The sequence below is a fragment of the Dechloromonas denitrificans genome, from assembly GCF_020510685.1.
GTDB classification, from domain to species: domain Bacteria; phylum Pseudomonadota; class Gammaproteobacteria; order Burkholderiales; family Rhodocyclaceae; genus Azonexus; species Azonexus denitrificans_A.
In genome coordinates this window covers 4,581,949-4,604,973 of record NZ_CP075185.1, presented here as the reverse complement: position 1 = coordinate 4,604,973, position 23,025 = coordinate 4,581,949, and the positions used below count along the sequence as shown (strand labels likewise).

General features: G+C 66.2%; 27 protein-coding genes. All 27 read right to left on the bottom strand.

Features of this window, described 5'->3' with window-relative positions; all coding sequences use genetic code 11:
• Positions 1-19: 19 nt before the first annotated feature.
• Positions 20-697: a DnaJ domain-containing protein gene (locus KI611_RS21990; RefSeq protein ID WP_226417784.1), complete on the bottom strand. Its 678-nt coding sequence runs from the start codon at positions 695-697 to the stop codon at positions 20-22.
• A 27-nt stretch (positions 698-724) separates the two neighbouring features.
• A complete protein-coding gene (locus KI611_RS21985; RefSeq protein WP_226417783.1) occupies positions 725-1,045 on the bottom strand; it encodes a DUF4124 domain-containing protein in 321 nt (106 codons plus the stop codon).
• Between the two features lie 78 nt (positions 1,046-1,123).
• Complete coding sequence (gene fabG / locus KI611_RS21980; protein WP_319002317.1) at positions 1,124-1,843, bottom strand: 3-oxoacyl-ACP reductase FabG; 720 nt, start codon at positions 1,841-1,843, stop codon at positions 1,124-1,126.
• A complete protein-coding gene (locus tag KI611_RS21975) occupies positions 1,843-2,289 on the bottom strand; it encodes a hotdog family protein (RefSeq protein WP_226417782.1) in 447 nt (148 codons plus the stop codon). The genes fabG and KI611_RS21975 overlap by 1 nt, the downstream gene beginning before the upstream one ends.
• Positions 2,283-3,086, bottom strand: a complete 804-nt coding sequence (locus KI611_RS21970; RefSeq protein ID WP_226417781.1) for a beta-ketoacyl synthase chain length factor — start codon at positions 3,084-3,086, stop codon at positions 2,283-2,285. The genes KI611_RS21975 and KI611_RS21970 overlap by 7 nt, the downstream gene beginning before the upstream one ends.
• Positions 3,083-4,276, bottom strand: coding sequence for a beta-ketoacyl-[acyl-carrier-protein] synthase family protein (locus tag KI611_RS21965; RefSeq protein ID WP_226417780.1), 1,194 nt, complete (start codon positions 4,274-4,276; stop codon positions 3,083-3,085). Before KI611_RS21965 ends, KI611_RS21970 begins: the two co-directional genes overlap by 4 nt.
• Before the next feature lie 54 nt (positions 4,277-4,330).
• Positions 4,331-5,533 carry a DUF1615 domain-containing protein gene (locus KI611_RS21960; RefSeq protein ID WP_226417779.1) on the bottom strand — a complete coding sequence of 401 codons (1,203 nt, stop codon included), beginning with the start codon at positions 5,531-5,533 and terminating at the stop codon, positions 4,331-4,333.
• A 4-nt stretch (positions 5,534-5,537) separates the two neighbouring features.
• Positions 5,538-6,260, bottom strand: a complete 723-nt coding sequence (locus KI611_RS21955) for a class I SAM-dependent methyltransferase (protein WP_226417778.1) — start codon at positions 6,258-6,260, stop codon at positions 5,538-5,540.
• Complete coding sequence (locus KI611_RS21950) at positions 6,257-7,057, bottom strand: polysaccharide deacetylase family protein (protein WP_226417777.1); 801 nt, start codon at positions 7,055-7,057, stop codon at positions 6,257-6,259. The genes KI611_RS21955 and KI611_RS21950 overlap by 4 nt, the downstream gene beginning before the upstream one ends.
• Before the next feature lie 4 nt (positions 7,058-7,061).
• Positions 7,062-7,709 (bottom strand): hypothetical protein, encoded by a 648-nt coding sequence (locus KI611_RS21945; protein ID WP_226417776.1) that lies wholly within the window; start codon positions 7,707-7,709, stop codon positions 7,062-7,064.
• Positions 7,706-10,030 carry an MMPL family transporter gene (locus KI611_RS21940; RefSeq protein ID WP_226417775.1) on the bottom strand — a complete coding sequence of 775 codons (2,325 nt, stop codon included), beginning with the start codon at positions 10,028-10,030 and terminating at the stop codon, positions 7,706-7,708. Before KI611_RS21940 ends, KI611_RS21945 begins: the two co-directional genes overlap by 4 nt.
• Positions 10,027-10,596: an outer membrane lipoprotein carrier protein LolA gene (locus KI611_RS21935; RefSeq protein WP_226417774.1), complete on the bottom strand. Its 570-nt coding sequence runs from the start codon at positions 10,594-10,596 to the stop codon at positions 10,027-10,029. The genes KI611_RS21940 and KI611_RS21935 overlap by 4 nt, the downstream gene beginning before the upstream one ends.
• The gene (locus KI611_RS21930; protein ID WP_226417773.1) at positions 10,593-11,504 is read right to left on the bottom strand and encodes an acyl-CoA synthetase; all 912 of its coding nucleotides are present in this window, start codon (positions 11,502-11,504) and stop codon (positions 10,593-10,595) included. Before KI611_RS21930 ends, KI611_RS21935 begins: the two co-directional genes overlap by 4 nt.
• The gene (locus KI611_RS21925; RefSeq protein ID WP_226417772.1) at positions 11,501-11,806 is read right to left on the bottom strand and encodes a hypothetical protein; all 306 of its coding nucleotides are present in this window, start codon (positions 11,804-11,806) and stop codon (positions 11,501-11,503) included. Before KI611_RS21925 ends, KI611_RS21930 begins: the two co-directional genes overlap by 4 nt.
• Positions 11,793-13,136, bottom strand: coding sequence for an AMP-binding protein (locus tag KI611_RS21920; RefSeq protein WP_226417771.1), 1,344 nt, complete (start codon positions 13,134-13,136; stop codon positions 11,793-11,795). Before KI611_RS21920 ends, KI611_RS21925 begins: the two co-directional genes overlap by 14 nt.
• Positions 13,133-13,804 (bottom strand): hypothetical protein, encoded by a 672-nt coding sequence (locus tag KI611_RS21915; protein WP_226417770.1) that lies wholly within the window; start codon positions 13,802-13,804, stop codon positions 13,133-13,135. The genes KI611_RS21920 and KI611_RS21915 overlap by 4 nt, the downstream gene beginning before the upstream one ends.
• A complete protein-coding gene (locus KI611_RS21910; RefSeq protein WP_226417769.1) occupies positions 13,801-14,085 on the bottom strand; it encodes a phosphopantetheine-binding protein in 285 nt (94 codons plus the stop codon). The genes KI611_RS21915 and KI611_RS21910 overlap by 4 nt, the downstream gene beginning before the upstream one ends.
• An 18-nt stretch (positions 14,086-14,103) precedes the next feature.
• Complete coding sequence (locus KI611_RS21905) at positions 14,104-15,351, bottom strand: beta-ketoacyl-[acyl-carrier-protein] synthase family protein (RefSeq protein WP_226417768.1); 1,248 nt, start codon at positions 15,349-15,351, stop codon at positions 14,104-14,106.
• Between the two features lie 3 nt (positions 15,352-15,354).
• Positions 15,355-15,591, bottom strand: a complete 237-nt coding sequence (locus KI611_RS21900) for an acyl carrier protein (RefSeq protein ID WP_226417767.1) — start codon at positions 15,589-15,591, stop codon at positions 15,355-15,357.
• A gap of 107 nt (positions 15,592-15,698) precedes the next feature.
• Positions 15,699-17,453, bottom strand: a complete 1,755-nt coding sequence (dsbD, locus tag KI611_RS21895; protein WP_413463993.1) for a protein-disulfide reductase DsbD — start codon at positions 17,451-17,453, stop codon at positions 15,699-15,701.
• Positions 17,450-17,767 (bottom strand): divalent-cation tolerance protein CutA, encoded by a 318-nt coding sequence (cutA, locus tag KI611_RS21890; RefSeq protein ID WP_226417766.1) that lies wholly within the window; start codon positions 17,765-17,767, stop codon positions 17,450-17,452. Before cutA ends, dsbD begins: the two co-directional genes overlap by 4 nt.
• A gap of 9 nt (positions 17,768-17,776) precedes the next feature.
• The gene (locus tag KI611_RS21885; RefSeq protein WP_226417765.1) at positions 17,777-18,535 is read right to left on the bottom strand and encodes an ABC transporter permease; all 759 of its coding nucleotides are present in this window, start codon (positions 18,533-18,535) and stop codon (positions 17,777-17,779) included.
• Positions 18,535-19,452, bottom strand: coding sequence for an ATP-binding cassette domain-containing protein (locus KI611_RS21880; RefSeq protein WP_226417764.1), 918 nt, complete (start codon positions 19,450-19,452; stop codon positions 18,535-18,537). Before KI611_RS21880 ends, KI611_RS21885 begins: the two co-directional genes overlap by 1 nt.
• Positions 19,440-20,078, bottom strand: a complete 639-nt coding sequence (locus KI611_RS21875) for an alpha/beta hydrolase (RefSeq protein ID WP_226417763.1) — start codon at positions 20,076-20,078, stop codon at positions 19,440-19,442. Before KI611_RS21875 ends, KI611_RS21880 begins: the two co-directional genes overlap by 13 nt.
• Positions 20,075-20,383: a (2Fe-2S) ferredoxin domain-containing protein gene (locus KI611_RS21870; protein WP_226417762.1), complete on the bottom strand. Its 309-nt coding sequence runs from the start codon at positions 20,381-20,383 to the stop codon at positions 20,075-20,077. Before KI611_RS21870 ends, KI611_RS21875 begins: the two co-directional genes overlap by 4 nt.
• Before the next feature lie 54 nt (positions 20,384-20,437).
• Positions 20,438-21,490 (bottom strand): VanZ family protein, encoded by a 1,053-nt coding sequence (locus KI611_RS21865; protein ID WP_226417761.1) that lies wholly within the window; start codon positions 21,488-21,490, stop codon positions 20,438-20,440.
• A 15-nt stretch (positions 21,491-21,505) separates the two neighbouring features.
• The gene (locus tag KI611_RS21860; RefSeq protein ID WP_226417760.1) at positions 21,506-23,002 is read right to left on the bottom strand and encodes a sodium:solute symporter family protein; all 1,497 of its coding nucleotides are present in this window, start codon (positions 23,000-23,002) and stop codon (positions 21,506-21,508) included.
• Positions 23,003-23,025 lie beyond the last annotated feature (23 nt).

Sequence of the window (23,025 nt, the reverse complement as noted above, 5' to 3'; positions counted from 1 at the left end):
TGACGCGCAAAGCGAACCGTCAGTAGCGGTAACGGTTCTTTTCCGCTTCGATCTGGCGGAGATAGGCCTTTTCCCGCGCCAACTGCCGTTCCGCTTCGTATTCACGCTGACGTTCGGCAGTGGCCTTTGCCTGTTCTTCCCGCTGCATGGCCCGGCGGGATTCTGCCTCGCTCCGTTCGATATTGCGGCTAACCTGGTTGCCGTAAGCGATATCGCGCTCCCGATTGGCCCGCTCCATCGCCTCATTCCGTTGCCGTTGTTGATCTGCCCGCTCAGCAGCGATACGTTCCTCGGCGGCTTTTCGGGCTTCACTTTCCGCCATTTGGGCGGCCGCGACGGTGCGTTCGGCATCCAGGCGAGCCAGTTCCTGGGCGGTCTGGTACTTTTTGTAGGTGATCCCGAAAAATCCGATAACACAGGCAATGACAATCAGTTTGATGAAGGGCCGGCCTGGAGTTTGCGTCGTCTCGTCGGCTGTTTCCCGGGCCCCCAGGTTGGTATCGTAACGCTGGCGCCGGGTCGGATTGGAGAGCGTATTGAAGGCTTCGCGCAGGGCAATCATCCGGTTGGTCGCGTCCTCGTCACCGCTTGCGGCCAGTTCTGAAAATTGCTGATGGAGACGCTTGTAGCCAGCCGCAATGGCGTCGTCGCTGGCTGACTGGCTGACTTCGAGCAGGTCGTAAAGGGTATTTGCCATGTCAATTTGCTTGCGCTTGGGCTGCGTTCAACGACGCCGGATTTGTGGGGCGTCGCCGGGATGCATGCTGTCGATGACGTTATAACCGCCCTTGACGTTGCGATCGCGGGCCGCGCGATATTCCAGATCGGAAAGCTGGGTCCGGTTTTTCTCGTGCACCAGTTCGGCCTGCCGTTTCTGGCTTCGGTTGATCTGGTCTGCCTGATCGTCGACGCGGCCGGCACCGGCCATGCACGGTGTATCCGAGAATACGGTCTTGCCACCCTGGGTGCATTTGTAGGTGTCGGCCTGCACATTCAGAGCGAAAAGGAACAAGGAGAGCAGCGAGAGGCAGACGAAGCGGTTCATGATTATCCCGGGACGTTAAACCAGCCGGCGGATTTTATTCGCTTTGGGTAGCAGGCACAAAGCAAATACGCATAACGATCAGATCATTGCGCCGTTGATCGAAATGATCTGTCCCGAGATGTAGGCAGCGCGCTCGGAGGCGAGGAAGGCGACGAGATCGGCCACCTCCTCCGGTTTGCCGGCGCGCTTCATCGGCACCAGATTCTTGATCGCTTCGGCATCGAAAGCGCTTTCGCTCATTTCGGTGGCGATGATGCCGGGCGCCACGGCATTGACCGTGATGCCGCGACTGGCCAGTTCGAGGGCCAGCGACTTGGTTGCCGCGTGCAGCGCGCCCTTGGCCGCCGAGTAATTGACCTGGCCGCGATTGCCGGTGATGCCGGCAACCGAGGAAATATTGATGATGCGGCCCCAGCGGGTGCGGATCATCGGCATGCTGAGCGGCTGGGTGACGTTGAAAAAGCCGTTCAGCGAGACGTCGATGACCGAATGCCACTGTTCCGCCGACATGCCGGGAAAAACGGCGTCGGCATGGATGCCGGCATTGTTGACCAGGACCTGGATCGGCCCACCTTCCAGCAGTTTTTCCAGCGCCGCCGCACTGGCGGCGCGTTCGGTGACGTCGAAGGCGACGGCCTCGCCGCTGCCGCCGGCGGCGACGATTGCGGCGACGACGGCCTCAGCCTTGTCGCGGCTGCGGTTGGCATGGACGATGACGTGGTAGCCGTCGGCGGCCAGGCGCCGGCAGATGGCGGCGCCGATGCCGCCGCTGCCGCCGGTAACCAGGGCGCGTTTCATCAGGCTGTTTCCTTCAGGAGATCGGCATCGAGCACGACGGCGGCACGCCCTTCGAGCAGGCAGCGGCCGGCGTGGCTGACGGCGAATTGGTAGAGGATATGGTTGCTGTCGCCGGACAGGCGTTCGGCGGTCACCTGGAGTTCGCCGGGCAGATCGTCGAGCCGGGCGACCTGCAGCGTCACGCTGCGCACGCTGGTCAGATAGCCCTGGCGCGGCGGTGCGCCGGCCGGCGCCAGCAATGCGCCATGCACGGCCATCGCCTGGGCGGCGTATTCGATACCGTTGGCCGCCCCGAGCCGGCCGGCGGCGCGCAGCGGATTGGCCGGGTCGGTGTGGCTGAGGGCGCGGCAGGAAATGGTGGTGGCCGACCAGTCGAGCACCGCGTCGAGCAGGCACATCGTGCCCTGATGCGGAATGCGGGCGGCGATCGCGGCGTGGTCTAGCATGGCTGGAGCTCGATGCGCAGTTGCATCGGGGTCAGGTAGTCGAGGCAGACCGCGCCGGCTTCGCCGCGTGCCAGCCGGCTCAGCAGCGGCAGGCTACGCAGCGCCGGGATGCTGGTGCGCAGCGCTTCCAGGTCGCGGTCGAGCAGCTTGTCGGCTGCCGCCGTGGTCGGGCTGAGCGTGATCTGCGCCTGCGAGCGGGCGGTTCTTTCCGGTGTCAGCAGCAGCGCCACGCCGCCGCAATCGGGCGTCTCCCGTTGGCTGTGCAGCGGCTCCGGATATTCGCTGTCGTAGGCGATGAGTAGCGTCGGCTGGCCATCGACGACGACCTGGCCGAGCGCATCGAGCAGGCCGGCACCGAAGCTGGCATCGAAGGCGCAGATGACCTGACAGGGCGCCATCGCCTTGGTGGCGATGCCCCAATAACCGGCCGCCGCGTTATGCACGGAATTGTGGAAGCGGGTCGGCGAAATCTGGCGGTCATCGCTGGCCAGTTGCTCGCACAGCGCATGGCAGTTGTGACCGTCGGCCCCGGAGGCGGTGAATACCGTGGCCAACGTGGACACATCGGCCCCGGCGTTGGCTGCGGCCTCGAAGCCGATGGCCAGCGTCAGCTTGATGACGCGGCTGGCCCGGCGTCGTTCGGCCGGCGGCAGGATGGCCGGGACGGGCAAGACCGACAGGGCGGCGGTGTACGGCTGTTCGCCGCGCAGAACGGCGCGTGCCGTCGGCCAGTCCGGCAGGCCGGGGGCCAGGAAGCCGATGCCTTCGATCCAGGCGGTGAGCGGGGTGACGTTCATTCGGCGACTCCGAGAACCAAACTGCAATTGCTGCCGCCGAAACCGAAGGAATTGCTCAGGGCACGGCGCGGTTTGCCCGGCTGAGCCTTGAGCAGGTAGCGCACCGGAATGCTCGGATCGATATTTTCGCTGTGCGGACTGCCCGGCAGCAGATTGTCGGTGAGGGCCAGCGCGCAGATCACGGCTTCGACCGCCCCGGCGGCGCCGAGCGTGTGGCCGGTGGCGCCCTTGGTCGAACTGCAGGGCACGCGGTCGCCGAACAAGGCGGCGACGGCCTTGCCTTCAGCGGCGTCATTGGCCGGCGTCGCCGTGCCGTGCAGGTTGAGGTAATCGATGTCGTCCGGCTGCAGACCGGCTGAGCGCAGGGCCGCCTGCATGGCCATTTTGGCGCCCAGCCCTTCCGGGTGGGGCGACGACATGTGGTAGGCATCGCTCGACTCGCCGGCCCCGAGCAACAACACCGAGCCCGTCGCCGGGCTGGCCGGGGCGCGCTCGAGCAGCGCAAACGCGGCCGCTTCGCCGACCGAAATGCCGTCGCGCGCCGCATCGTAGGGCCGGCAGGGCCGGGTCGAGGTCAGCTGCAGCGAGGCAAAGCCATACAGCGTGGTCAGGCACAGCGAATCGGCCCCGCCGACCAGGGCGGCGTCGATGCTGCCGCAGGCCAGCTGCCGGGCCGCCGCGGCGAATACCTTGGCGCTCGACGAACAGGCGGTGGAGATGGCCATGGCCGGGCCTTCGAGGCCGAAATAGGCGCGCGCGAAGGCGGCCAGCGAGAAGGAGTTGTGCGTCGTCCGGTAATTGAAGTCGGCCGGCAGCGCACCGCTCAGCGGATCGCGCCGGCGGTAGGCGAGTTCGGTCTGCAGGATGCCGGCGGTACTGGTTCCGAGAAAGATGCCGACGCGGCTCTTGCCGTAACGCGCGATGGCCGCGCGAACCCGCTCGGCGAAGCCGTCGGCCTCCAGGCCGAGCTGGACCAGCCGGTTGTTGCGGCAGTCGTATTCGGCCAGCGCGGCGGGCAATTCCTGTTCGTCGACCGCCGCCACCTCGCCGATCCAGGTGGCAAGCTCGACGCTTTCGAAGGTACAGGGCGTCAGGCCGCTACGGCCTTCGCGCAGGCCGACCAGCGTCGCATCAAGTCCGTGGCCGAGGCAGGTTGTAGCGGTATAAGCGGAAAGGAGCAGCGGGGACACGGTAGGCCTTGAATTCGTCAGGCCGGTATTTTAACCGGACGTCGTGGCCCGGCGTCAGGTGGCGCTGTCGGCCCGCGCCAAACAGGCGCGATAGCGTCCGTCGACGCGGCGGGCGAACCATTCGGTGGTCAGCTTGCGGGTGATTTTCGGGCTTTGCAGGTCGATCTGCGGCATCACCTGACGCGGCGCCGGGCTCGCCATTGCCTGGTCGGCGAGGGAGAAAAGCCGCTTGTACAACGGACTCTGGCCGAATTCCGCCGATTTTTCGAGCAGCAGGTCGCGGCGGATTTCGCCCGGGGTCAGGCGCAGCTTGCCGCTCAGGCTGCGCGCCGCGAGTTCGACGCCGCTCGGCGTGGCGAGGGCTTGTCCCTTGGCGTAGCGCAACAGGTCGCCATCGAGTTCGAGTGGCTTGCCGCTGAGCCGGCCGAGGGCGCTTTGGAAGGCGGCATTGCGGCTGCTGTAGCGGCCGGCGTTGAAATCGGCAAAACGATAGAGCACATTGTTATAGGGCGCCGGGTAGTCGAGCAGGATGGCGCTGCCGAAATACAGGCCGCCGCGCCGGCTGAACACTTCGTCGCGGATGCTGCCGGCCGGTCGGTACGGATAAGGCCTGTCGCGCGCCTGCTGTTCGGCGAATTCGACGCTGACCTGCATCGGGCCGCCGGTGCGCACCGGGTTGTAGCCGGACAGCAGTTGCCGGCCCGCTGGCAGCTCGGTAATCAGGTCCTGGAACAGCGCGTTGAGCTGCTTCTCGGTTTTCAGGGCGTCGATGCGCTGACTGTAGCTGCGGCGGTCCGGCGAGGTTTTCAGCATGGCTGCCGCGATCAGCAGCTTGGGAATGCCGAATTTGCGACCGCGCTGCTCCAGCTCCTTCCAGACGATGGCCGGCAGGCCGGGCACCACGGGGTCGGCCTGGAAGCTCGATTCCTGCTCGATGACGGCGATCGCCGCGCAGTAGATTTCCGGGGCGTGCGGGAAATCGAGCTTGCTGAATACCAAATACAGATCGCCGGCCCAGACCTCGCGGTCCTTGACCGTCGGGCCGATCAGCCGGGCGACCATGGCCCGCACCTCGCGTTCGCCGAGCGGCGGCGGTTTGAGCGGGACGGTGGCGGCCGGCCGGCTCAGGTCGGGTGGCAGGCGGACGGGTTCGTCCGGCACCCCGACCGGCACCGGTAGCGGTCCGCCGGTCGTGCCGCAAGCTCCGAGCAGCAGCACCGGCAGCCAGCGCAGCCATCCGGAAAGGCGGCTCAGCATGCGCTCAGGCAGGTACCCGGCAGATCAACATGACGTTGGCGAAGGGCTTGCCGTCGCTCATCGGCAGCGTTTCGACCTGGAAACCGTGCTGGCTCAGCAGCGCGACCCAGTCGGCCAGCTTGCGCTCGTAGAGCGTCGGTAGCCGATGGCCGCGGACGAAGGTGACGGTGCGATCGACCCAGTTGCAGATGTGGTAGCGCAGGCCGGCGCCGGCATCGCCGACCCGGGTAAGGAACAGGCCGCCGGCCGGCAAGGCGGCGCGGATGCGGCGGATGACGTCCTGCTGTCGGGCATGGTCGATGTAGTGCAAGGCGTCGAGGATGGTGACGACATCGGCCTGGCCGAAATCGACCTCGCACATGTCGCCCAGACGGATATCGACCACCGGGTGCTGCGGGCCGAAGGCGCGCGCGGCGCGATCGACGTCCTTCTGCATCAGTTCGAAACCGCGCAGGCTGAGCGGTTTCGGTGCCGCCGCCCAGTCGCTCGGCCAGTTGCCGTTTTCGTACAGCCGGCGGGCGGCGAGTAGCCAGCCGAACAGGCTGCCCTGGCCGCAGCCGAGGTCGAGAAAATGCCCTTGGCTCGGGAAAATGCCGCGCTTCAGCAGTTCGCGGAAAATGCAGTCGGAGGACAGCTTGCCGCGTGAATAGTGGTAGGCGAAATGGCCGCCGCCGCGGAACGGGCGGCTGGCATCGTCGAGCAGGGTTTTAAGGAAGCGGGAAGTCATGTCAGGGCGGTCGGGAGCGTCACGGGGGTTAAACGGGCCAGGTCGATGGCGGCGAGCAAACGGGGCAGCACGGTGAGGATCACCGCCTGCCCGTCGGCCGTGCGGGCGGCGTTGCCATCGTGCAGCAGCAGGATGTCGCCGGGGCCGAGATTATCGGTCAGGCGGGCGAAAACCTGCTGCGGGTTGCCATTGCGGGTGTCGTAGGAACGCCGCGTCCACGAAGCGAGACGCAGGTCCAGGCCGGCCAGCACCGGCTCGAGAAAGGGATTGCGCAGGCCGGCCGTCGGCCGGAAGAAACGCGGTGCCTGGCCGGTGATGTCGGCCAACGTCGCCTGGCCGGCGCTGATGTCGGCGCGCATGCGGCGGGGGCCGAAGGTGGCGAAAAGCGACGAGTGGGCGTCGCTATGGTTTTCGACACTGTGGCCGCGCGCCACGATTTCCCGGCAGATTGCCGGATATTGCCGGGCCCGCCGGCCGATGCAGAAGAAGCTGGCGGTGGCGCCGGCGGCGTCGAGCTGGTCGAGGACGCGCGGCGTGATCTCGGGGTCAGGGCCGTCGTCGATGGTCAGCGCCATTTCACGGCGTTGCGCCGAGGCGGCCGGCAGACGATTCAGATTCGGGCCGAGCAGGTCGCTCCGCGGCAGCAGGCCGGCCCCGCTGAGGATCAGCTGGTTGAGCGCGACGGCGCCGAGCGCCCACGGCCAGGCGGTCGGCGCGGCGAGCAGGCCGAGCCCGGCCGCGACATGGGTGGCGAGCGAAAGCTTGATGGTCGGTGACGGTTTCCAGGGGCGTGGCATGGGCTCAGGAGGAAAGATGTCCGCTGTCGAGGAAATGTTCCCACAAAAGCTGCCAGACCGGCCACTCATGGCCGCCGGGAATGGCATGGCGGGCGCTCGGCGGAAAACAGTCGGCGATCTGCCGCATGCCGGCGGCGAAACGATCCTCGCTGCCGTAGCCGACAAAAACCGGCAAATCGGCCGGCGGCTTTTGCAGCCAGCGCCAGACGCGGAATTCGGGATCGGCCAGTTGGTCGGGCGTCGCCTGCCAGCTGGCCAGCCCGCCGGCCCGGGCGATGGCGTTGGTGGTCAGCCGGCTGCCCGGATAGGGGGCAAGCAGGCACAAACCGTCGACGCTGCCCGGGGTGTCGGCATTGTGGCCGAGGGCGAGCAGGCCGCCGAGCGAAATGCCGCCCAGCCAGATCTTGGCATAGCCCTGCCGGCGGGCCGGTGCGAGGATTTCCGCCTGCAGCGCCGGCAAGGCCGTGCCGGCCGAAATGGCTTCCAGATCGAGGTCTACCGCCAGCAGGTCATAAGGCAGCTGGCGGGTGCTCAGGGCGGTGAAAAAACCGGCCGCCGCGAAATCTTCCGGCTGCATGTAGGCGCCGGGCAGCAGCACCATCAGGTTGGCTGCCCCGGTGTTTTGGCCGAGAGTGCGCAAGGCTTGGCTCATGCCGCCGTTTCACGTGGAACGAAAATGGCCGAGAACAGCAGCGCCAGGATGGCCCCCGGTCCGACCGTCATCCCGACGGCCTGCAGGATCGGCACCTCGGATAGGGCCAGCGTGCCGAAACCGATCGCCGTGGTCAGGTTGGCGATCAGCATCGAGGCCAGCGTTTCCGGGTCAAGCGGGCGATGTCTTTCGGTCCGGTCGAAGAACAGCGCGTAGTTGGAACCGACGGCAACGATCAGCAGCATGCCGATCAGGTGCAGCAGGTGCAGGCGTTCGCCGAGCAGATGCAGGCCGGCGATGACGATCACCACGGCGAGGACCAGCGGCAGCAGCAGCGCCGCCAGCCGGCGCGGCGAGCGCAGGGTCAGGGCGAGCAGCACGGTGATGGCGAGGACGCCGCCCAGGGCGAGCAGCATGGCTTCGTGCAGGTAATCGTTGTAGAGCTTGTCGAATTCGCCCTTCATGTCGATGAACAGCGCCCCGGAACCGGCCAGCGCCGCCCGCAACTGTGCGCTGTCGATGGCCTGCGGCCCGGTGCGCAGCGGCAGCAGGCCGCTCCAGCCGGCCGGGTGATTGAGCAGCAGCGCATCGACCGCCAAGGCCAGGCTGGTGCCGGCCAGCGCGTCGCGATTGATGGTCGGCGCCTGGCGGGCATTGTCGACATCGGCGATGAAAGCTTCCAGCTTGTTGGCGGCGAGCGGCGAGTCGACCAGTGCTGCCTGCAGCTTGCGGCGTAAATCGTCGGCCGCCGGCAGGCTGGCCCGCCGCTGCTCCTGTGTTGCCTGGCTGGGCAGAAAACGGGCCGGGCTGTCGTAGCCGGCGATCAGGCCCTGGGCAACCAGCCGGTCGAGGTGCGCCCCGGTCTTTTCGGCCGCCTGCAGTGCGGCTTCGCGGGTGGCGCCATGGATAACCACCAGATAGCGCGAATCGGGCGTGCTGATGTCGGCGCGCAGGGCCATGTCGACCGCCTGGTCGGCCGGACTGACCGGGCTGAGGGCCGACAATTCGGGGTTCCACAGTTGGTCGCGCTGGGTGATCAGCACGGCGGTCGCGCCGATGGCCAGTACCAGCACCGGCCAGCGCAGCACATGCAGAGCCTGGCTGGCGGCGGCCAGGCGCCGGCCGAGCGGCGCCAGGTCGCGCATGCCGATCTGCTCGCCGGTCAGCGGCGGCAACACGAACCGGGTGACGGCGGCGGCGGCGATCACTCCGGACAGCGCATACAGGCCGAGTTGGGCGAGGCCGGGAAAACCGGAGAAGAGCAAGGCGCCGAATCCGCACACCGAGGTCAGCACGCCGAGGCGGACGGTCGGCCAGAAACGGGCGCGCCAGGCGGCCAGCCCATTGCGTCCGGACTGGACGAAATAATAGATGCCGTAATCGACCGACTCGCCGATCAGCGCCGCACCGAAACCGACGGTGATGCCATAGACCGTGCCGAACAGCAGGCTGACCGCGACGACGCCGGCCAGCGTGCCGGAAACGACGGGCAGCAGGCCGAGTCCGAGCAGGCGGAAGGAACGATAGGTGAACAGCAGCACGGCGACGATGGCGAAGGTGCTGATCAGCGACAGCCGCGCCACTTCGTCCTTGATCGTCGCCCGCGAATTGACGGCGAACAGCCCGGGGCCGGAAAGCTGCAGTTTGGCCTCGGCCAGGCCGACGGCCTGGGCGCTGGCGGCGAACTGCTGGCGGATGGTGTTGAGCGCCGTCTCCTGGCCGTCGGTATCGGAGCCGAGGGCGGCAGTCTGGACCAGCAACATGGCCCGCTCGCCGTCGCGCGAAGCCCAGACGCCGTCGCGGCTGTTCGGCTGGGCGCCGGCATTGAGGCCGGCCAGCTGTTCGACCAGTTCGCCGGTCGGATCGCGGGTCAGCAGCGGCTTGAGCAGCATGCCGGCCGGCGAGGCGAGAAGGTCGATGCTGTTGCCGACGGCGCGGCGCAGGCCCTCTTCCGTGAAACGCTCCGGGCTGACCGCCGGGCTGAGCAGGTAGCGGTGCCGGAACAGGAAGTCGCGATCGGCCGCTTCGCTGCCGGCCTCGCCGTTCTGCACCGAAACGAAAGCCGGCAGCTTAGCCAGTCGGCCGCGTAGTTCGCGTGACAGCGCGGCGCGTTGCGCCGACTCGCCACCGCCGATCGAGACCATCAGCAGCCGGGCGACGGCGCCCTCCTTCAGTTGGTCGACCAGCACCTGCTGCTCGGCGCTCGGATGGGCCGGCAGGAAGAAGGACATGTCGGCGGAAAAGCGGCTGTTCCAGACGATGGCTGCCCCGGCCAGCATGGCCAGCAGCCAGAGCAGGAAGGTGCGGCCGGCCCGGCTCATTTGACCTCGAGCGGTTCGATGCTCAGCACCGAGCGGTCGCCATCGGCCTGCAGGTATTCGATGCTGCGGATCTGGTTCTTGCTGCCGCTGACGACAATGCGCAGGACTAGCGCGGCGATCTTCTGCTCGCTGGGCAGCATGGTGAGTACCCACTTATCCGGGGTGCCCGCCAGATGCAGCAGGTAGTTCTTTTCCAGCGCGGCGCGGTTGCCGGTCAGCGTGCCGCGGATACTGTCGATGAAAGCCAGCGCTTCGGGCTGGTTGCTCAGGTTGATGGTCAGTTTCTGCTTTTCCCGCTCGATGCTCAGCAGCTCCTTGTCGAGCAGCAGCAGTTCGGGCTTGGGCGTCAGGGTGCGTTTTTCCAGCCGGTCGGGGGCGGTGTAGCTCATTTCGCCGGTGGACACGACCGGCTTGTCGAGCAGCGAGATGTACTTCTTCTCGACGAATTTGGCCTTGCCCCCCTTGTGCCGGGCGAGGTCGGTCATCAGCTGGCCGACATCGAAGGCGGCAGAGGCCGGTAGGGCAAGGGCGGCCAGCAGCAGGCCGGCAAACAGGCGGTTGATCATTTTTTCTGCCAGAAATCGAAGAAGTTGAACCAATTGTAGGGGGCCAGCCGGCAAAAATGACTCAGTCGCTCGGCGTACGCTTGCTGGGCGGCGCGCATCGCCGCCTGGCGGGCTTCGCGCGGCGTGTCCGAGAAATCGGCCAGGGCCTCGAAATGGATCTGGTAGCGGTTGCCGCCGAGGTAGAGGCCGGTCATGAAGAAGACCGGGCGGCGCAGCATCGCCGCGATGCGGAAGGGGCCGACCGGAAACGGCGCCATTTCCCCAAGGAAATCGCAATCGACCGTGCTGTCGTCACCCAGACCGCGGTCGGCCAGCATGCCGACCAGATAGCCTTCGTCGAGCCAGTCGCGGGCCTGCAGCATCGAATCCATGCGGCCGAGCGGAATGATGTCCTCGCTGGCGGCTGGGTTGATCGCGGCCAGCGTGGCGTTGATCTTGCGGGCGTTTTCTTCGTACATCAGCATGGCGACCTTCAGCCCCGCCCTGCCCCGGCCGACGGCGCGCAGCACTTCGAAACTGCCGAGGTGGGCGCCGATCAGCAGGGCGCCGGGCTGCTTTTCCAGCGCGGCATGCAGCGCCTCGGCGCCGATCACCTCGATGTCGAACAGGTCGAAGCGGTCGTTCAGCAGGTAGATGCGGTCATGAACCGTACTGGCGAAGCTGAGGACATGGCGGAAACCGTCCGACCACTCGGCCCAGCGGCCGAGCGCCCGGTGCAGGTAGGCGCGGCTGAAATTCCGGGCCTTGGGCGCGCACAGCACGTAGTAGGCGGCGATGCCGTAGAGGACGAGCCGGCCGATGCGGCGGCCGAAGGTCAGCGAGATCCAGACCATCAGCCGGAGAATGGCCAGATTGCTTTTTTCCTTCTCCTGCCGCCATTCGGCCCCGCCGGGCTGGTCAGCGGTCATGGCGCGGGTGGAGTCAGGCTGCCGGCGGCGACATCGCGTGTTGCCGCCCGCACCGTGAAGGCAATGGCGCCGCTCGCCTTGCGCTCAAGCGTGAAGGTCAGCACCTCACTCGGGCCGACCGGGCTGAAAAATTTGGCGTTGCCGATCTGCCAATTGTCGACCGGCCGGCCGAGCAGTTGCTCGGCAAAGAGGATAGCGCGGTCGACCAGCACGACGCCCGGCACGATCGGCCGGCCGGGAAAATGGCCGGCAAAGGCGGGATGATCGGCCGGCACGCACCAGTCGAAATCAGTGCCGGGCATCGCTGACTTTGGCGGCGTAAAGCGCCTGCAACTGGTTGCGCGGCAGCTTGCCGGTGGTGTTGCGCGGCAGCACATCGACGAAAACCAGCGGCCGGGGCAGAAAGATCGGTTCGACCCGCTCGCGTAGTGCGCTTAGTACCTGCCGGCTGTTCAGTTCCGGCGCGACGACAAAGGCGCACAGGCGGGTGATGCCGTCCGGCGTGGCCTCGTCGGGCAGGAAGAAGGCGCCATCGACGACACCGGGAATCGCCGCGATCTGGTGGTTGAGGTAAGCCAGCGAGGTCCGTTTGCCGGCAATGTTGACGACATCAGCATGCCGGCCGTGGAGCAGGAAATGCTCGGGGTCGATCAGCTCGATGATGTCCGACAGCGGTACCCTGCCCTCGACGTGGCCGCCGAAGGCGGTGGTCAGGTCGTTTTCCTGAGCCAGCCGGACGTCGGCCAGCAAGGTCCAGGCGGGGCCGTCGGTGGTTTGCCGGCTGGCGATCTGGCCGCTCTCCGTCGAGCCGTAGATCTCGAACAGCGGTGCCGCGAAGCGACGCTCGGCCGCCTCGGCCAGTTCCGGCGAAAGCGGCGCGGTGGCCGAGAGCAGCAGATCGACCGCCGGGAGTTCCAGCCCGGCGTTGAGCAGCGCCGCCAGATGAAACGGGGTGGTGACCAGCAGGCGCGGCGCCGGCACGGCTTCGAGGGCGGCCACGATGTCCTGCGGGTAGAACGGCTTGCCCGACCAGAACGGCGCGTTGCCATGCAGGGCGATCAGCGCGGTCGATTCGAAGCCGTAGCTGTGCTGGGCCGGTACGGTGCCGACCACCGAATGCCGTTGGTCAAGCAGGCCGAGGCGCTCGGCGCCGGCCCGGCCGTTTTTGACCAGCCGGCCCCAGTGCTTGTAATGCGACATCGGCCGGCCGGTCGACCCGGAGGTGAACAGGCAGGCGGCGATGCGCTCGGTCGGGATGGCCGGGATTTCCGTCACGCTGGCCGGGTCGGCGCCGGTCAGCGCGGGGAAATCGAGGCGCGGCAGGTCGAGACTGTCGAACTCGCTGTCGCACAGGCAGAATACGTCGGGACAGTCGGTCTGGATCTGGCGCAGCGTTTCGGCCGATTGCGACGAAGGCTGCAGGCTGATCTTCTCGCTGATCAGGCCGGCCGCCAGGCCGACGGTGAAGTGGTAGCGGTCCAGGCAGACATTGAGCAGGTGCCGGCCGGCCGGCAGTTGCCTGGCCAGCGCGTAGACGTCGGCCAGGAAGTCGCGGACCCTGAGCGGCCCGCTCGGGCGCCAGGCAAAAATGTCGTCGAGGCTGGTGTGCCCGAGCAGCGGCACCGAGCTCATGGGTGGTTGGCCAGCGTGTCGGTGCGATGCTGCATCGCGGCGCGGTAGCCGCGAATGGTATCGGCGATGGTGGAGCGGTCGTCCGGCGGCAGGATGCGCTGGCGACAGAGGTGTTCGACGATGAACATCAAGGCGACCATCGGCACGGTCAGCAGATTGGCGAAAATCGACCAGGCAGCCATCTGGCCGAGCCAGAACAGGCCGCTTGAGACGAGCGCGGTGCTCAGGAAGAAGATCGTCCAGGCGATGGTGACTTGCCGGGTGTAGCGGGCCTGGGCGCCGGAAATGGCGCCGCAATGGGCCATCCGGGCGAACTGCGTGACGAGGGATTCGCCGCCGCCGAACAGGCTGCGCCCGAACAGCGTGGCGAGCGCCAGATTGGTCCCGAGATGCTGGATGTAGTAGAGCAGCGGGACGTTCTGGCGGAGCGCCGGCCAGGCCCAGGCGAGCAGCGCGAGGACGGCAAAGCAGCCGAGGGCGATCCACAGCGGGTTGCTGGCCCGCCACAGGAGCATGACGCCGATCGCGACGATCGGCGCGGTGGCTAGGGCGGCGGAGAAATCGCGATTGGCATCGCCGGCGCTGCCGAGGTGGGCGAGCACCGCCCAGGTGATGACGAGGATGATCAGGGCAAGACCGCGCAGGATGATGGCCGGGGTCAGTTTCATTTCGTCCGCTGGCTGGCGATGTGGCTGGCCAGCGTGCGCAGCGAGGTGAAGATGCGCACGTTATCCTGGTTGTCGGAACGCAGCTGGAAGCCGTAACGCTTGGAAATGACCAGGGCAATTTCCAGCACGTCGATCGAGTCGAGGCCCAGGCCTTCGCCGAACAGTGGCGCATCGGCTTCGATTTCGCCGGCTGCCACCTCGAGATTGAGCGCCGTAACGATCAGCTCGGCAACTTCCGGCAGTAGCGCTTCGACGGTTTCCGGGGAGATTTCTTGGGGCATGGCAGGACTTCCGTGGGATTAGGCTGGGGCGCGGAACGCGAGTACCGCGTTGCTGCCGCCAAAGGCAAAGGAGTTCGACAAGGCGGCCCGCAACGGCTGGTCGCGTCGGACGCTGCGCACGTGGTCGACACCGACGCAGGCCGGGTCGAGCGTGGCGAGATGGGCGGTCGGCGGAATGGCCTGGTCGCGCAGGGCGAGTACCGTGACGATGGCCTCGATGGCGCCGGCCGCACCGAGCTGGTGGCCGTGCATCGATTTGGTGGCGCTGATCGGCAGGCGGCTGGCCCGCTCGCCGAATACCGCCCGGAGCGCCGCCACTTCGACCGGATCGCCCTCGGCGGTGGCCGTGCCGTGGGCGTTGACGTAATCGATGTCGGCGGGCGTCAGGCCGCCGTCGGCCAGCGCGGCGTTGAGCGCCCGGACCTGGCCGGCCGCTTCCGGACGGACCAGGTGGCTGTGGTCGCAACTCGTGCCGTAGCCGACCAGTTCGCCGTGGATGCGGGCGCCGCGAGCGACGGCATGGGCCCAGTCTTCAAGGACCAGGGCCGCCCCGCCCTCGGCCAGGACCAGGCCGGTGCGGTCGGCGCTGAACGGCCGACAGGCTTGCGGCGAGGTCTGTTCATCACCGCTGGCCATGACGCGCAACGCTTCCCAGGCCCGGGCGACGCCGTAGGCCTGCGGCGCATCGGAACCACCGGTCAGCATCACCGGCGCTTCGCCGCTGCGCACGCGGCGGAAGGCTTCGCCGATGGCGATGGCCGACGAGGCACAGGCCACGGTGTGGCTCATGCTGACGCCGCCAAGGCCGAGCTGGATTGAAATGTGGGCGTTGGCCGCGTTGTTCATGCCGAGAATGACGGAAAGCGGCGAAACCCGCTCGCGGCCGTTTTGCCACAACTCGCGGTAGCCTTTTTCGTAGGCCAGCGTGCCGCCCAGTGCCGTACCCCAGGCAACGCCCCAGTTGTCGCGGTTTTCCGGAAACTGGCCGCGCGTCAGGCCGGCATCTTCCCAGGCGCTGAAGGCGGCGGCGGTACCGAGCTGGGCGAAGCGGTCCATCGTCCCGGCCAGTGCCCGACCGAGCGTCGTCTCGGCACTGAAGCCGGGACAGCTGACGAAGGGAATGCGCAACGGCCGGGGAACGTCGTCGGTGTGGAGAAAACGGACCGCCGACTCACCGGCCAGCAGGCGCGCGAAAAAATCCGGCAGATCGCCGCCGTAGGGGCTGACGAGCCCCAGCCCGGTAATGGCCACCCGACGCTGGTTCATGCTTCAGCTTTGTTCGCTGCGCAGCCGGTCCATCAGCGCAGCCATTTCGCCGACAGTCTCGGGGCTTTTCAGGTCTTTGGAGAGGGTGATGCCGAAACGGTCTTCAAATTCGAACATCAATTCGAGCATCATCAGCGAATCGACGCCGAGTGTAGCGAGCGGGGCTTCGGGAGTGACCTTGTCGGGCGTCGTGCCGAGCCGGTCCTGGAGAAAATCGCGTATCAGGCTAAGGGATTCCATGGTCGGCGCATTTTAGCGCAAGGCCTTCTTTTTACAAAAGTTAGCGGCGCTTTTCGTGATTCGCCAAAGATCGGCGCGGCCGGCCGGCCGGGTTGGCTAGCGAACGGTTACAGCCGCTCCAGCGACTGCAGGAACGCCGCGGCGTTCTGGAAGCCGACGACCCGGACTGCCTTGATTTCCTTGCCCTGTTTGTCGAAAAACAGGATACCCGGCGGGCCGTAGAGATTGAACCGGGCGAGCAGCGCCTTGTCCTCGGCGGTGTTGCCGGTGACGTCGGCCTTGAGCAGCTTGAAGCCAGCCAGCTTGGCTTGCACCGCTGCCTCGGAGAAGGTGAACCGCTCCATTTCCTTGCACGACACGCACCAGTCGGCATAGAAATCGAGCATTACCGGTTGCCCGGCGGCCATGACTTTGCTTTCCAGTTCGGCCAGCGAGGCGACTGGTTCGAACGGCAGTTTCTTGATCTCCGCCGCCTGGGCCTGGCCGCGCAGTCCGGCCAGCGGCTGCAGCGGGTCGCGGCTGCCGGCCAGGGCGCCGAGCAGCAAGGCGGCGCCGGTCAGCAGCATGACGATGCCGATGCCTTTCCAGAAGCGATGCCAGCCCTTGGCGTGCGGCGGCAGCGGGTCGAGCGCATGCAGGTAGATGGCCGGGATGATCAGCAGCGCCGCCCAGGCCAGCATTTCGACAACGGCCGGGATGACCGGCGCGATCAGCCAGATGGCGGTGGCCAGCAGCAGCACGCCGAAGGCTTTCTTGACGGCCTCCATCCACGGCCCGGTTTTCGGCAGCAGCGAACCGCCGGCGACGCCGACCGCGATCAGCGGCGCGCCCATGCCCAGGGCCATGACGAACAGCGCGGTGCCGCCGAGTACGGCATCGCCGGTCTGGCCGATGTAGAGCAAGGCGCCGGCGAGCGGTGCGGCGACGCAGGGACCGACGATCAAGGCCGACAGGGCGCCCATCAGGAAGACGCCGATACCGCGCCCGCCCTGCAGGTGGCCCGCTTCGTCCGACAATTTGCTTTGCAGCGAACTGGGCAGTTGCAATTCGTAGAAGCCGAACATCGAGAACGACAAGACCACGAAAACCAGCGCAAAGCTGCTCAGTACCCAGGCATTCTGCAGCGCGGCGGAAAGCAGCGTGCCGGTCAGGCCGGCAGCGACGCCGGCTGCGGCGTAGGTCACCGCCATCCCGAGGACGTAGGTGAGCGACAGGGCCAAGCCCCGGCCGTGCGATATCTTGTGCCCTTGTCCGGCGATGATGCCCGAGAGGATGGGGATCATCGGGAAGACACAGGGGGTCAGCGACAAGCCGAGGCCGGCCAGGAAAAAGAAGGCGAGAATGGCCCAGAAGCCGGCATTCTTCAGCGTATTGGCGATCGTGCCGCTTTCGTTGCCGTCGGTTGCCGCGGCGCCGCCAGCTGCCGACGGTGTGCTGGCCGGATCGGGCAGTTCGAGGCTGACCGCCTGGGTTTTCGGCGGATAGCAGACGCCGGCATCGGCACAGCCTTGCGAGGTGACGTTCAGCTTGAGCGCCAAGGCGCCCGAGGCATTGCGTGCGACTGGTACGCGAATGGCTACCGTCTTGTAATAGACCTCGACCTTGCCGAAGTTCTCGTCGTCCTTTTCCTTGCCCTTGGGAATCTGCAGTTCGCCCAGTGTCGCGGCTTCGCCTTCGACGGCGACCCGGAAGGCATGCCGGTACAGGTAATAGCCTTTGGCGATCGCGTAGGTGACTTCGACGGTTTGCCCATCGAGGGCGCGCGCCGACGGCTTGAAGGCGACAGCCGGATCGAGAAATTCGTCGGCATGGGCTAGCGAGAACAGCAAGGAAAAGAGGAGGAATAGGCTGCGCATGGTCATTGGACGGTTTCTGCCGCCACCCAGTTCAAGTACGCCGGCAAGCCGTGGCTGACCGGTAGCGCGATGATTTCCGGAATGGCGTGCGGGTGCAGTTCGCGGATGGCTGTTTCCAGCGCGGCATAGCGCTCGGCGCTGGTCTTGATGAACAGCGGAATTTCGGTGGCCGATTCGACGACGCCCTGCCAGCGGTAAAGCGACTGAACGCGTGGCAGGATATTGACGCAGGCGGCCAGTTTGGCCTCGACCAGGGCCAGCGCGATGGCGTTGGCGGTTTCTTCGTCGGGACAATTGGTAATGACGAGCAGGGTTTCCATCAGCGAACTCTATTTGAGGAGCCGGCGGCGGGTCAGCCGTAGCGCAATGGTGAAGGCTACGACGGTGGTGCCGAGCAAGGCCATGATATGGATCAGGGCGTCGGTCGGGATCTGGCCGGCGAGCAGTGGACGGACCAGGGCAACGCCCTGGGCGAGCGGCAGCCAGGCGCCGATCATGGCCAGCCAGCCGGGCAGTTGATCGGTCGGGAAAAAGACGCCGGAAATCAGCGTCATCGGCGTGATGAACAGCGTGAAGTAATACATGAAGAAATCGTAGGACGGGGCCAGCGCATTCCAGATCAGGCCGAGCGCGGCAAAGGCCAGGCCGGTCAGGACGATGGCCGGCAGCGCCCAGAGCAGCATCGGGCCGTGGGTCAGGCCGAGGGCGGTGATGACGACGAGAATGGCGGCGCCGGAAAACAGCGACTTGGTCGCCGCCCAGAACAGTTCGCCAGCGACCACATCGGTCAGACCGAGCGGTGTGTTGAGGATGGCGTCCCAGGTTTTCTGGACGTGCATCCGGGAAAAGGACGAATACAGGGCCTCGAAGGTCGCGGCATTCATCGTCGAGGCACAAACGGTGCCGCCGGCCAGGAAGGCGACATAGGACTGGCCGTCGATGTTCGGCAGCATGGCGCCCAGACCATAACCGAGGCCGAGCATGTAGATCAGCGGATCGGCCAGATTGCCGAGGATGGAGGGGATGGCCAGCTTTTTCCAGACCAGGAAATTGCGCCGCCAGATGGGGAGCCAGTTGAACAGTTGCATCAGTCCCGGAGCTCCCGGCCGGTCAGTTTGATAAATACGTCTTCGAGATTGGAGGCGCGATGGACGTAACGCAAACCGCTGGCCAGGGCCAGCCGGGCGAGCAGCTCGTGCGGCGCACGGCAGTAGAAGAAGGCCGTTTCGCCGCTGCTCTCGACCCGCTCGGCCAGTTGGCGGTGGGCTTCGACAAAGCCCGGCAGGTCGCCGCCGGCCTCGTCGTAGACCTCGATGACCTGCGGTTCGATCTGCTCGGCAATCAGCTGGCGCGGGCTGCCTTCGGCGATCTTGCGACCGTGGTCGATGACGATCAGCGAGTCGCACAGGCGTTCCGCCTCGTCCATGAAATGGGTGGTCAGGATCAGCGTCTTGCCGGCCGACTTCAGTTGTTTCAAGCGATCCCAGATCAGGTGACGGGCCTGTGGATCGAGGCCGGTCGTCGGTTCGTCGAGGAAAATGATGTCGGGGTTGTTGACCAGGGCGCGGGCCAGGGTCAGCCGGCGCTTCATGCCGCCGGACAGCGTCGAGATGCGGGCGTCGGCCTTGCTGCCGAGGCTGGCGAAGTCGAGCAGTTGCGGGATGCGGGCCTTGATCTCGGGTTCGGGAATGCCAAAGTAGCGGCCGAAGACGAGCAGGTTTTCGCTCGCCGAGAAGTCCGGGTCGAGGTTGTCGAACTGCGGCACGACGCCAACCCGTGCCCTCGCCCGCTGGGCATCCTGGGGAATGGCGCAGTTGTTGAGGGTGATTTCGCCGCTGTCCGGAGCGGTCAAGCCGAGGCAGAGGCGCAAGGTTGTCGTCTTGCCGGCGCCGTTCGGGCCGAGCAGGCCGAAGCAGGTACCCGGTTCGACGGCGAAGGACAGCCCGTCGACCACCGCGGTGCCGGCATAGGTCTTGCGAAGGTTGACGACGCCTAGTGTCGCCATGCGCGGGTGATGATGTCGCGGATCAGGTGCAGGCGACGATGGAAAAAGTGGTCGGCGCCGGGCACGATGACGACGGGCAGGTCGAGCGGTTGCGCCCAGTCAAAGACATTGGCCGGCGGTACGGTTTCGTCGGCCGAGCCGTGAATGACAATGGTGTCGTGCGGCACGGCTTCGGTGTCGTACTGACGGGTGCCTTCGACGAAGCCGGCGGCGGTGCCGACCAGCACCAGGCGCTGGGCCGGGTGCCCGGCTTCGGCCAGCCGTTTGGCCACGCGCGTCTGGCAGTAGGCGCCGAAGGAAAAGCCGGCCAGCGCCACCGGCAGGTCGCCGCAGCGGCACTTGGCATCCTGCAGAACGGCCAGTAGGTCGTCGGTCTCGCCGCGGCCTTCGTCATGGACGCCTTCAGTGCCGCCGACGCCGCGGAAATTCGGCCGAAAAGCGGCATAGCCGAGACTGACGAAAGTGCGGGCCAGCGTGTAGGCCACCTTGTTGGTATTGGCGCCGCCACCGATCGGGTGCGGATGGGCGATCAGCGCGATGCCGCGCGGCGCATCCGGCCGTTCCATGATGACGTCGATCTTGCCGGCCGGGCCATCGATCAGGATCTTTTCTTCCAGCGCTCTCATATTTTCAGGCGTTCGACGATGCGATCGTTAAGCAGGTGTTCGTTGATGATTTCCTCGACATCTTCCTTGTCGAAGTAGGAATACCAGACTTCTTCGGGGTACACGACCATCACCGGCCCTTGATCGCAACGGCCGAGGCAGCCGGCCTTGTTGATGCGAATCTGGCCGGCACCATTCTTTTTCAGGGCGCCAATGCGGTCCTTGGCAAAGGCGAACATTTCGGTTCCGCCGACGGCATTGCAGCATTGCTCGTTGGCTTCGCGCTGGTTACAGCAGAAAAAGACGTGGTGTTTGAAATAGCTCATCCGGTTTCTCCATGGGGGAAGAACATTATAGGCGGTCCCGTTTCACGTGGAACGCTACGGTTTACGGCTGGTCAGCAGCAAGAATGGCAAGGTCAGGAAAGGCCATAGCGTGGCGACCAGTCGGGTCAGACCGTTGAAATTGAGAAAGTGTCCCTGCCGCCAGGTGGCCAGCGCCGCCGTCGAATACGGGTTGGGCGGCGCCAGGTTGACCAGCACGGCGCCGGCCATCAGCGCCAGCGCCGCCAGCATCAGGCGCGGAGTAGCCGGCAGGGCCAGGGCGACGGCCAAACCGAGTCCGCCGATCAGCAAGCCGTTCTGGGCGCCCGGCGTCAGCCAGGCCAGCGCCTCGCCCGGACTGATCAGAACGGCGGCGGCCAGCGTGCGTACGATCAGCCCGAGGAGCAGGAAGAGCGGCACGATCAGGTAGGCAACCGTCCACCGGATGCAGAGCAGGCGCAGGATCAGGCCGACGGCAAGGGCGTTGAGGGCGGTGATGCTGGTTTCGATGACGACGAAACTGTCGGCTGCAAACGGCATGGCGCCGGTAAAGCCGAGCCACTGGCGCAGATCGCCGGCGCCGAAGAGCAAGGTTTCCGGCGACAGCGGGACGAGCAGCCAGAGGCCGAGCAGGGTCAGGCCGAGTTCGGCGTGCCGCACCGGTGCGATCAGTTGCTGTTCAAGCGCGGCGATGCGGGCAAAAATTCGCGGCCCGACCCATTGCACCCAGATCGCGCCGAGTAGGCCGCCCAGAGTGTTGCAAACCAGATCGACATTGGACGGCACGCGCGAGGGGAGCCAGGTTTGTACCGTTTCCAGCCCGAAGCTGACGCCGCCGGCCAGCAGCACGGCGAGGATCGGTGCCGTAAAGCGACCCGGCAGACCGCGCAGCGCCAGGGTCAGGAAGAAGCCGAGCGGCAGGTATACGGCGACGTTGGCCGCCAGATCGAAGCCGGTCCAGTAGCGCGGCCAGCCGCCGTCGAGGAAGGCGATCGGCGAAACCCCGGTATCGCGCCAGCCGCTGAACGGGTGGAGGCTGCCGTAGACGACCAGCCCGCACCAGGCGAGGGCCAGGTAACGGGCAAGAAGAATGGGGCCGCGCGTGTTCATGAGCCCGATTGTATGTCAGTGCAAATGCGCGTGATCGGCCGCGTGGTGGGTTTCTGCCGCTGCCCGGTGATGCAGCGCCTGATGGAAATCGGCATGCGGCGTCGGGCTGCCGACCCATTGCGGCAGCAGCGAGCCGCCGATCATGCCGATGACGCTGACGCCCAGTCCGATCAATTGCGGCGGCACCAGACTGGCGTCGCCGACCAGCAACTCGATCACCAGCCACGCGCTGACGCCGCCGATGATCGCCGCCAGGGCGCCCTGGGTGGTGCCGCGCGACCAATAGGCACCGAAGAAGAGTGGCACGAAAGCGCCGGCCAGCGTGATCTTGTAGGCGCTTTCCACCATCTTGAAGATCGAGGCCTGGCTGGACAGCGCAAAGCCGAGCACCAGGCAGGCGAAACAGACCATGGTGATGCGCATCATGCGGAGCAGGCCACGATCGTTGATCGCCGGGTAGATGTTGCGCAGGATGTTTTCTGAAAACGATACTGACGGGGCGAGCAGCGTTGCCGACGAACAGGCCATGATCGCCGCCAGCACGGCGCCAAAGAAGATGGCCTGGGCAAAGATCGGGGTGTGCTGCAGGACCAGCGTCGGCAGGACGAGCTGGGAATCGTTCTGGATCAGCCCGGTGAATTGGACCGGGTTGATCAGGGTCGCCGAATAGGCGATGAACATCGGCACGAAGGTGAAGCAGAAATACAGGACGCCGCCGAGCATCGAGGCGTAGATGGCAACGCGTGCGCTCTTCGCCGAGGTGACGCGCTGGAAGACGTCCTGCTGCGGAATCGAGCCGAGCATCATGGTCAGCCAGGCGCCCACGAAGGCCAGCCATTCGACCCAGTTGCCGCTAGGGAAAAAGTCGAGCTTGCCGGCCGCCGAGGCGTGGTTGATGACGGCCTGGACGCCGCCGGTCATGCCCGAGACGAGATAGCCGATGAACAGCATGCCGCCCATGACGACGCCCATCTGGACGAAATCGAGAATGGCCACCGAGAACATGCCGCCAAAGGTGGTGTAGGTGAGCACGATGGCGGTGCCCAGCACCATGCCAAGTTGCGGGCTGATCGCCCCTTCGGTAACGACGTTGAAGACCAGGCCGAGGGCCTTGATCTGGGCCGATACCCAGCCGAGATAGGAGATCACGATGCACAGCGTGGCAAGGATTTCGACCTTGCGGTTGTAACGCATGCGGAAAAAGTCGCCGAGCGTCAGGACATTGAGCTTGTAGATCTTGGTGCCGTAAAAGATGCCGGCAATGACCAGGCACAGGCTGGCGCCGAAAGGATCGGCGACGACGCCGCGCAGGCCGTCCTTGACGAAGGTGGCGGACACCCCGAATACCGCCTCGGCGCCGAACCAGGTGGCAAACACTGTCGCGGTGACGACCGGCAGCGGCAGGCTGCGCCCGGCAACGGCGAAATCCTTGGCGTTATGGACGCGGGTGGCGGCGAAAAGGCCGATGCCGATCGAGGCGAGCAGATAGAGAACGACGAACCAGATCAGCATGACTCTGCAGGCAACCGGGGCAA

Bases quoted from the DNA above. Each gene is read 5' to 3' on its own strand.
- KI611_RS21985 (WP_226417783.1), bottom strand. From the start codon at position 1,045: ATGAACCGCTTCGTCTGCCTCTCGCTGCTCTCCTTGTTCCTTTTCGCT.
- KI611_RS21925 (WP_226417772.1), bottom strand. From the start codon at position 11,806: ATGCCCGGCACTGATTTCGACTGGTGCGTGCCGGCCGATCATCCCGCC.
- KI611_RS21930 (WP_226417773.1), bottom strand. From the start codon at position 11,504: ATGACCGCTGACCAGCCCGGCGGGGCCGAATGGCGGCAGGAGAAGGAA.
- KI611_RS21945 (WP_226417776.1), bottom strand. From the start codon at position 7,709: ATGAGCCAAGCCTTGCGCACTCTCGGCCAAAACACCGGGGCAGCCAAC.
- KI611_RS21920 (WP_226417771.1), bottom strand. From the start codon at position 13,136: ATGAGCTCGGTGCCGCTGCTCGGGCACACCAGCCTCGACGACATTTTT.
- KI611_RS21940 (WP_226417775.1), bottom strand. From the start codon at position 10,030: ATGAGCCGGGCCGGCCGCACCTTCCTGCTCTGGCTGCTGGCCATGCTG.
- KI611_RS21865 (WP_226417761.1), bottom strand. From the start codon at position 21,490: ATGAACACGCGCGGCCCCATTCTTCTTGCCCGTTACCTGGCCCTCGCC.
- KI611_RS21990 (WP_226417784.1), bottom strand. From the start codon at position 697: ATGGCAAATACCCTTTACGACCTGCTCGAAGTCAGCCAGTCAGCCAGC.
- KI611_RS21900 (WP_226417767.1), bottom strand. From the start codon at position 15,591: ATGGAATCCCTTAGCCTGATACGCGATTTTCTCCAGGACCGGCTCGGC.
- KI611_RS21935 (WP_226417774.1), bottom strand. From the start codon at position 10,596: ATGATCAACCGCCTGTTTGCCGGCCTGCTGCTGGCCGCCCTTGCCCTA.
- KI611_RS21910 (WP_226417769.1), bottom strand. From the start codon at position 14,085: ATGCCCCAAGAAATCTCCCCGGAAACCGTCGAAGCGCTACTGCCGGAA.
- fabG (WP_319002317.1), bottom strand. From the start codon at position 1,843: ATGAAACGCGCCCTGGTTACCGGCGGCAGCGGCGGCATCGGCGCCGCC.
- KI611_RS21950 (WP_226417777.1), bottom strand. From the start codon at position 7,057: ATGCCACGCCCCTGGAAACCGTCACCGACCATCAAGCTTTCGCTCGCC.
- KI611_RS21915 (WP_226417770.1), bottom strand. From the start codon at position 13,804: ATGAAACTGACCCCGGCCATCATCCTGCGCGGTCTTGCCCTGATCATC.
- KI611_RS21960 (WP_226417779.1), bottom strand. From the start codon at position 5,533: ATGCTGAGCCGCCTTTCCGGATGGCTGCGCTGGCTGCCGGTGCTGCTG.
- KI611_RS21970 (WP_226417781.1), bottom strand. From the start codon at position 3,086: ATGAACGTCACCCCGCTCACCGCCTGGATCGAAGGCATCGGCTTCCTG.
- KI611_RS21885 (WP_226417765.1), bottom strand. From the start codon at position 18,535: ATGCAACTGTTCAACTGGCTCCCCATCTGGCGGCGCAATTTCCTGGTC.
- cutA (WP_226417766.1), bottom strand. From the start codon at position 17,767: ATGGAAACCCTGCTCGTCATTACCAATTGTCCCGACGAAGAAACCGCC.
- KI611_RS21905 (WP_226417768.1), bottom strand. From the start codon at position 15,351: ATGAACCAGCGTCGGGTGGCCATTACCGGGCTGGGGCTCGTCAGCCCC.
- KI611_RS21880 (WP_226417764.1), bottom strand. From the start codon at position 19,452: ATGGCGACACTAGGCGTCGTCAACCTTCGCAAGACCTATGCCGGCACC.
- dsbD (WP_413463993.1), bottom strand. From the start codon at position 17,453: ATGACCATGCGCAGCCTATTCCTCCTCTTTTCCTTGCTGTTCTCGCTA.
- KI611_RS21860 (WP_226417760.1), bottom strand. From the start codon at position 23,002: ATGCTGATCTGGTTCGTCGTTCTCTATCTGCTCGCCTCGATCGGCATC.
- KI611_RS21955 (WP_226417778.1), bottom strand. From the start codon at position 6,260: ATGACTTCCCGCTTCCTTAAAACCCTGCTCGACGATGCCAGCCGCCCG.
- KI611_RS21975 (WP_226417782.1), bottom strand. From the start codon at position 2,289: ATGCTAGACCACGCCGCGATCGCCGCCCGCATTCCGCATCAGGGCACG.
- KI611_RS21875 (WP_226417763.1), bottom strand. From the start codon at position 20,078: ATGAGAGCGCTGGAAGAAAAGATCCTGATCGATGGCCCGGCCGGCAAG.
- KI611_RS21870 (WP_226417762.1), bottom strand. From the start codon at position 20,383: ATGAGCTATTTCAAACACCACGTCTTTTTCTGCTGTAACCAGCGCGAA.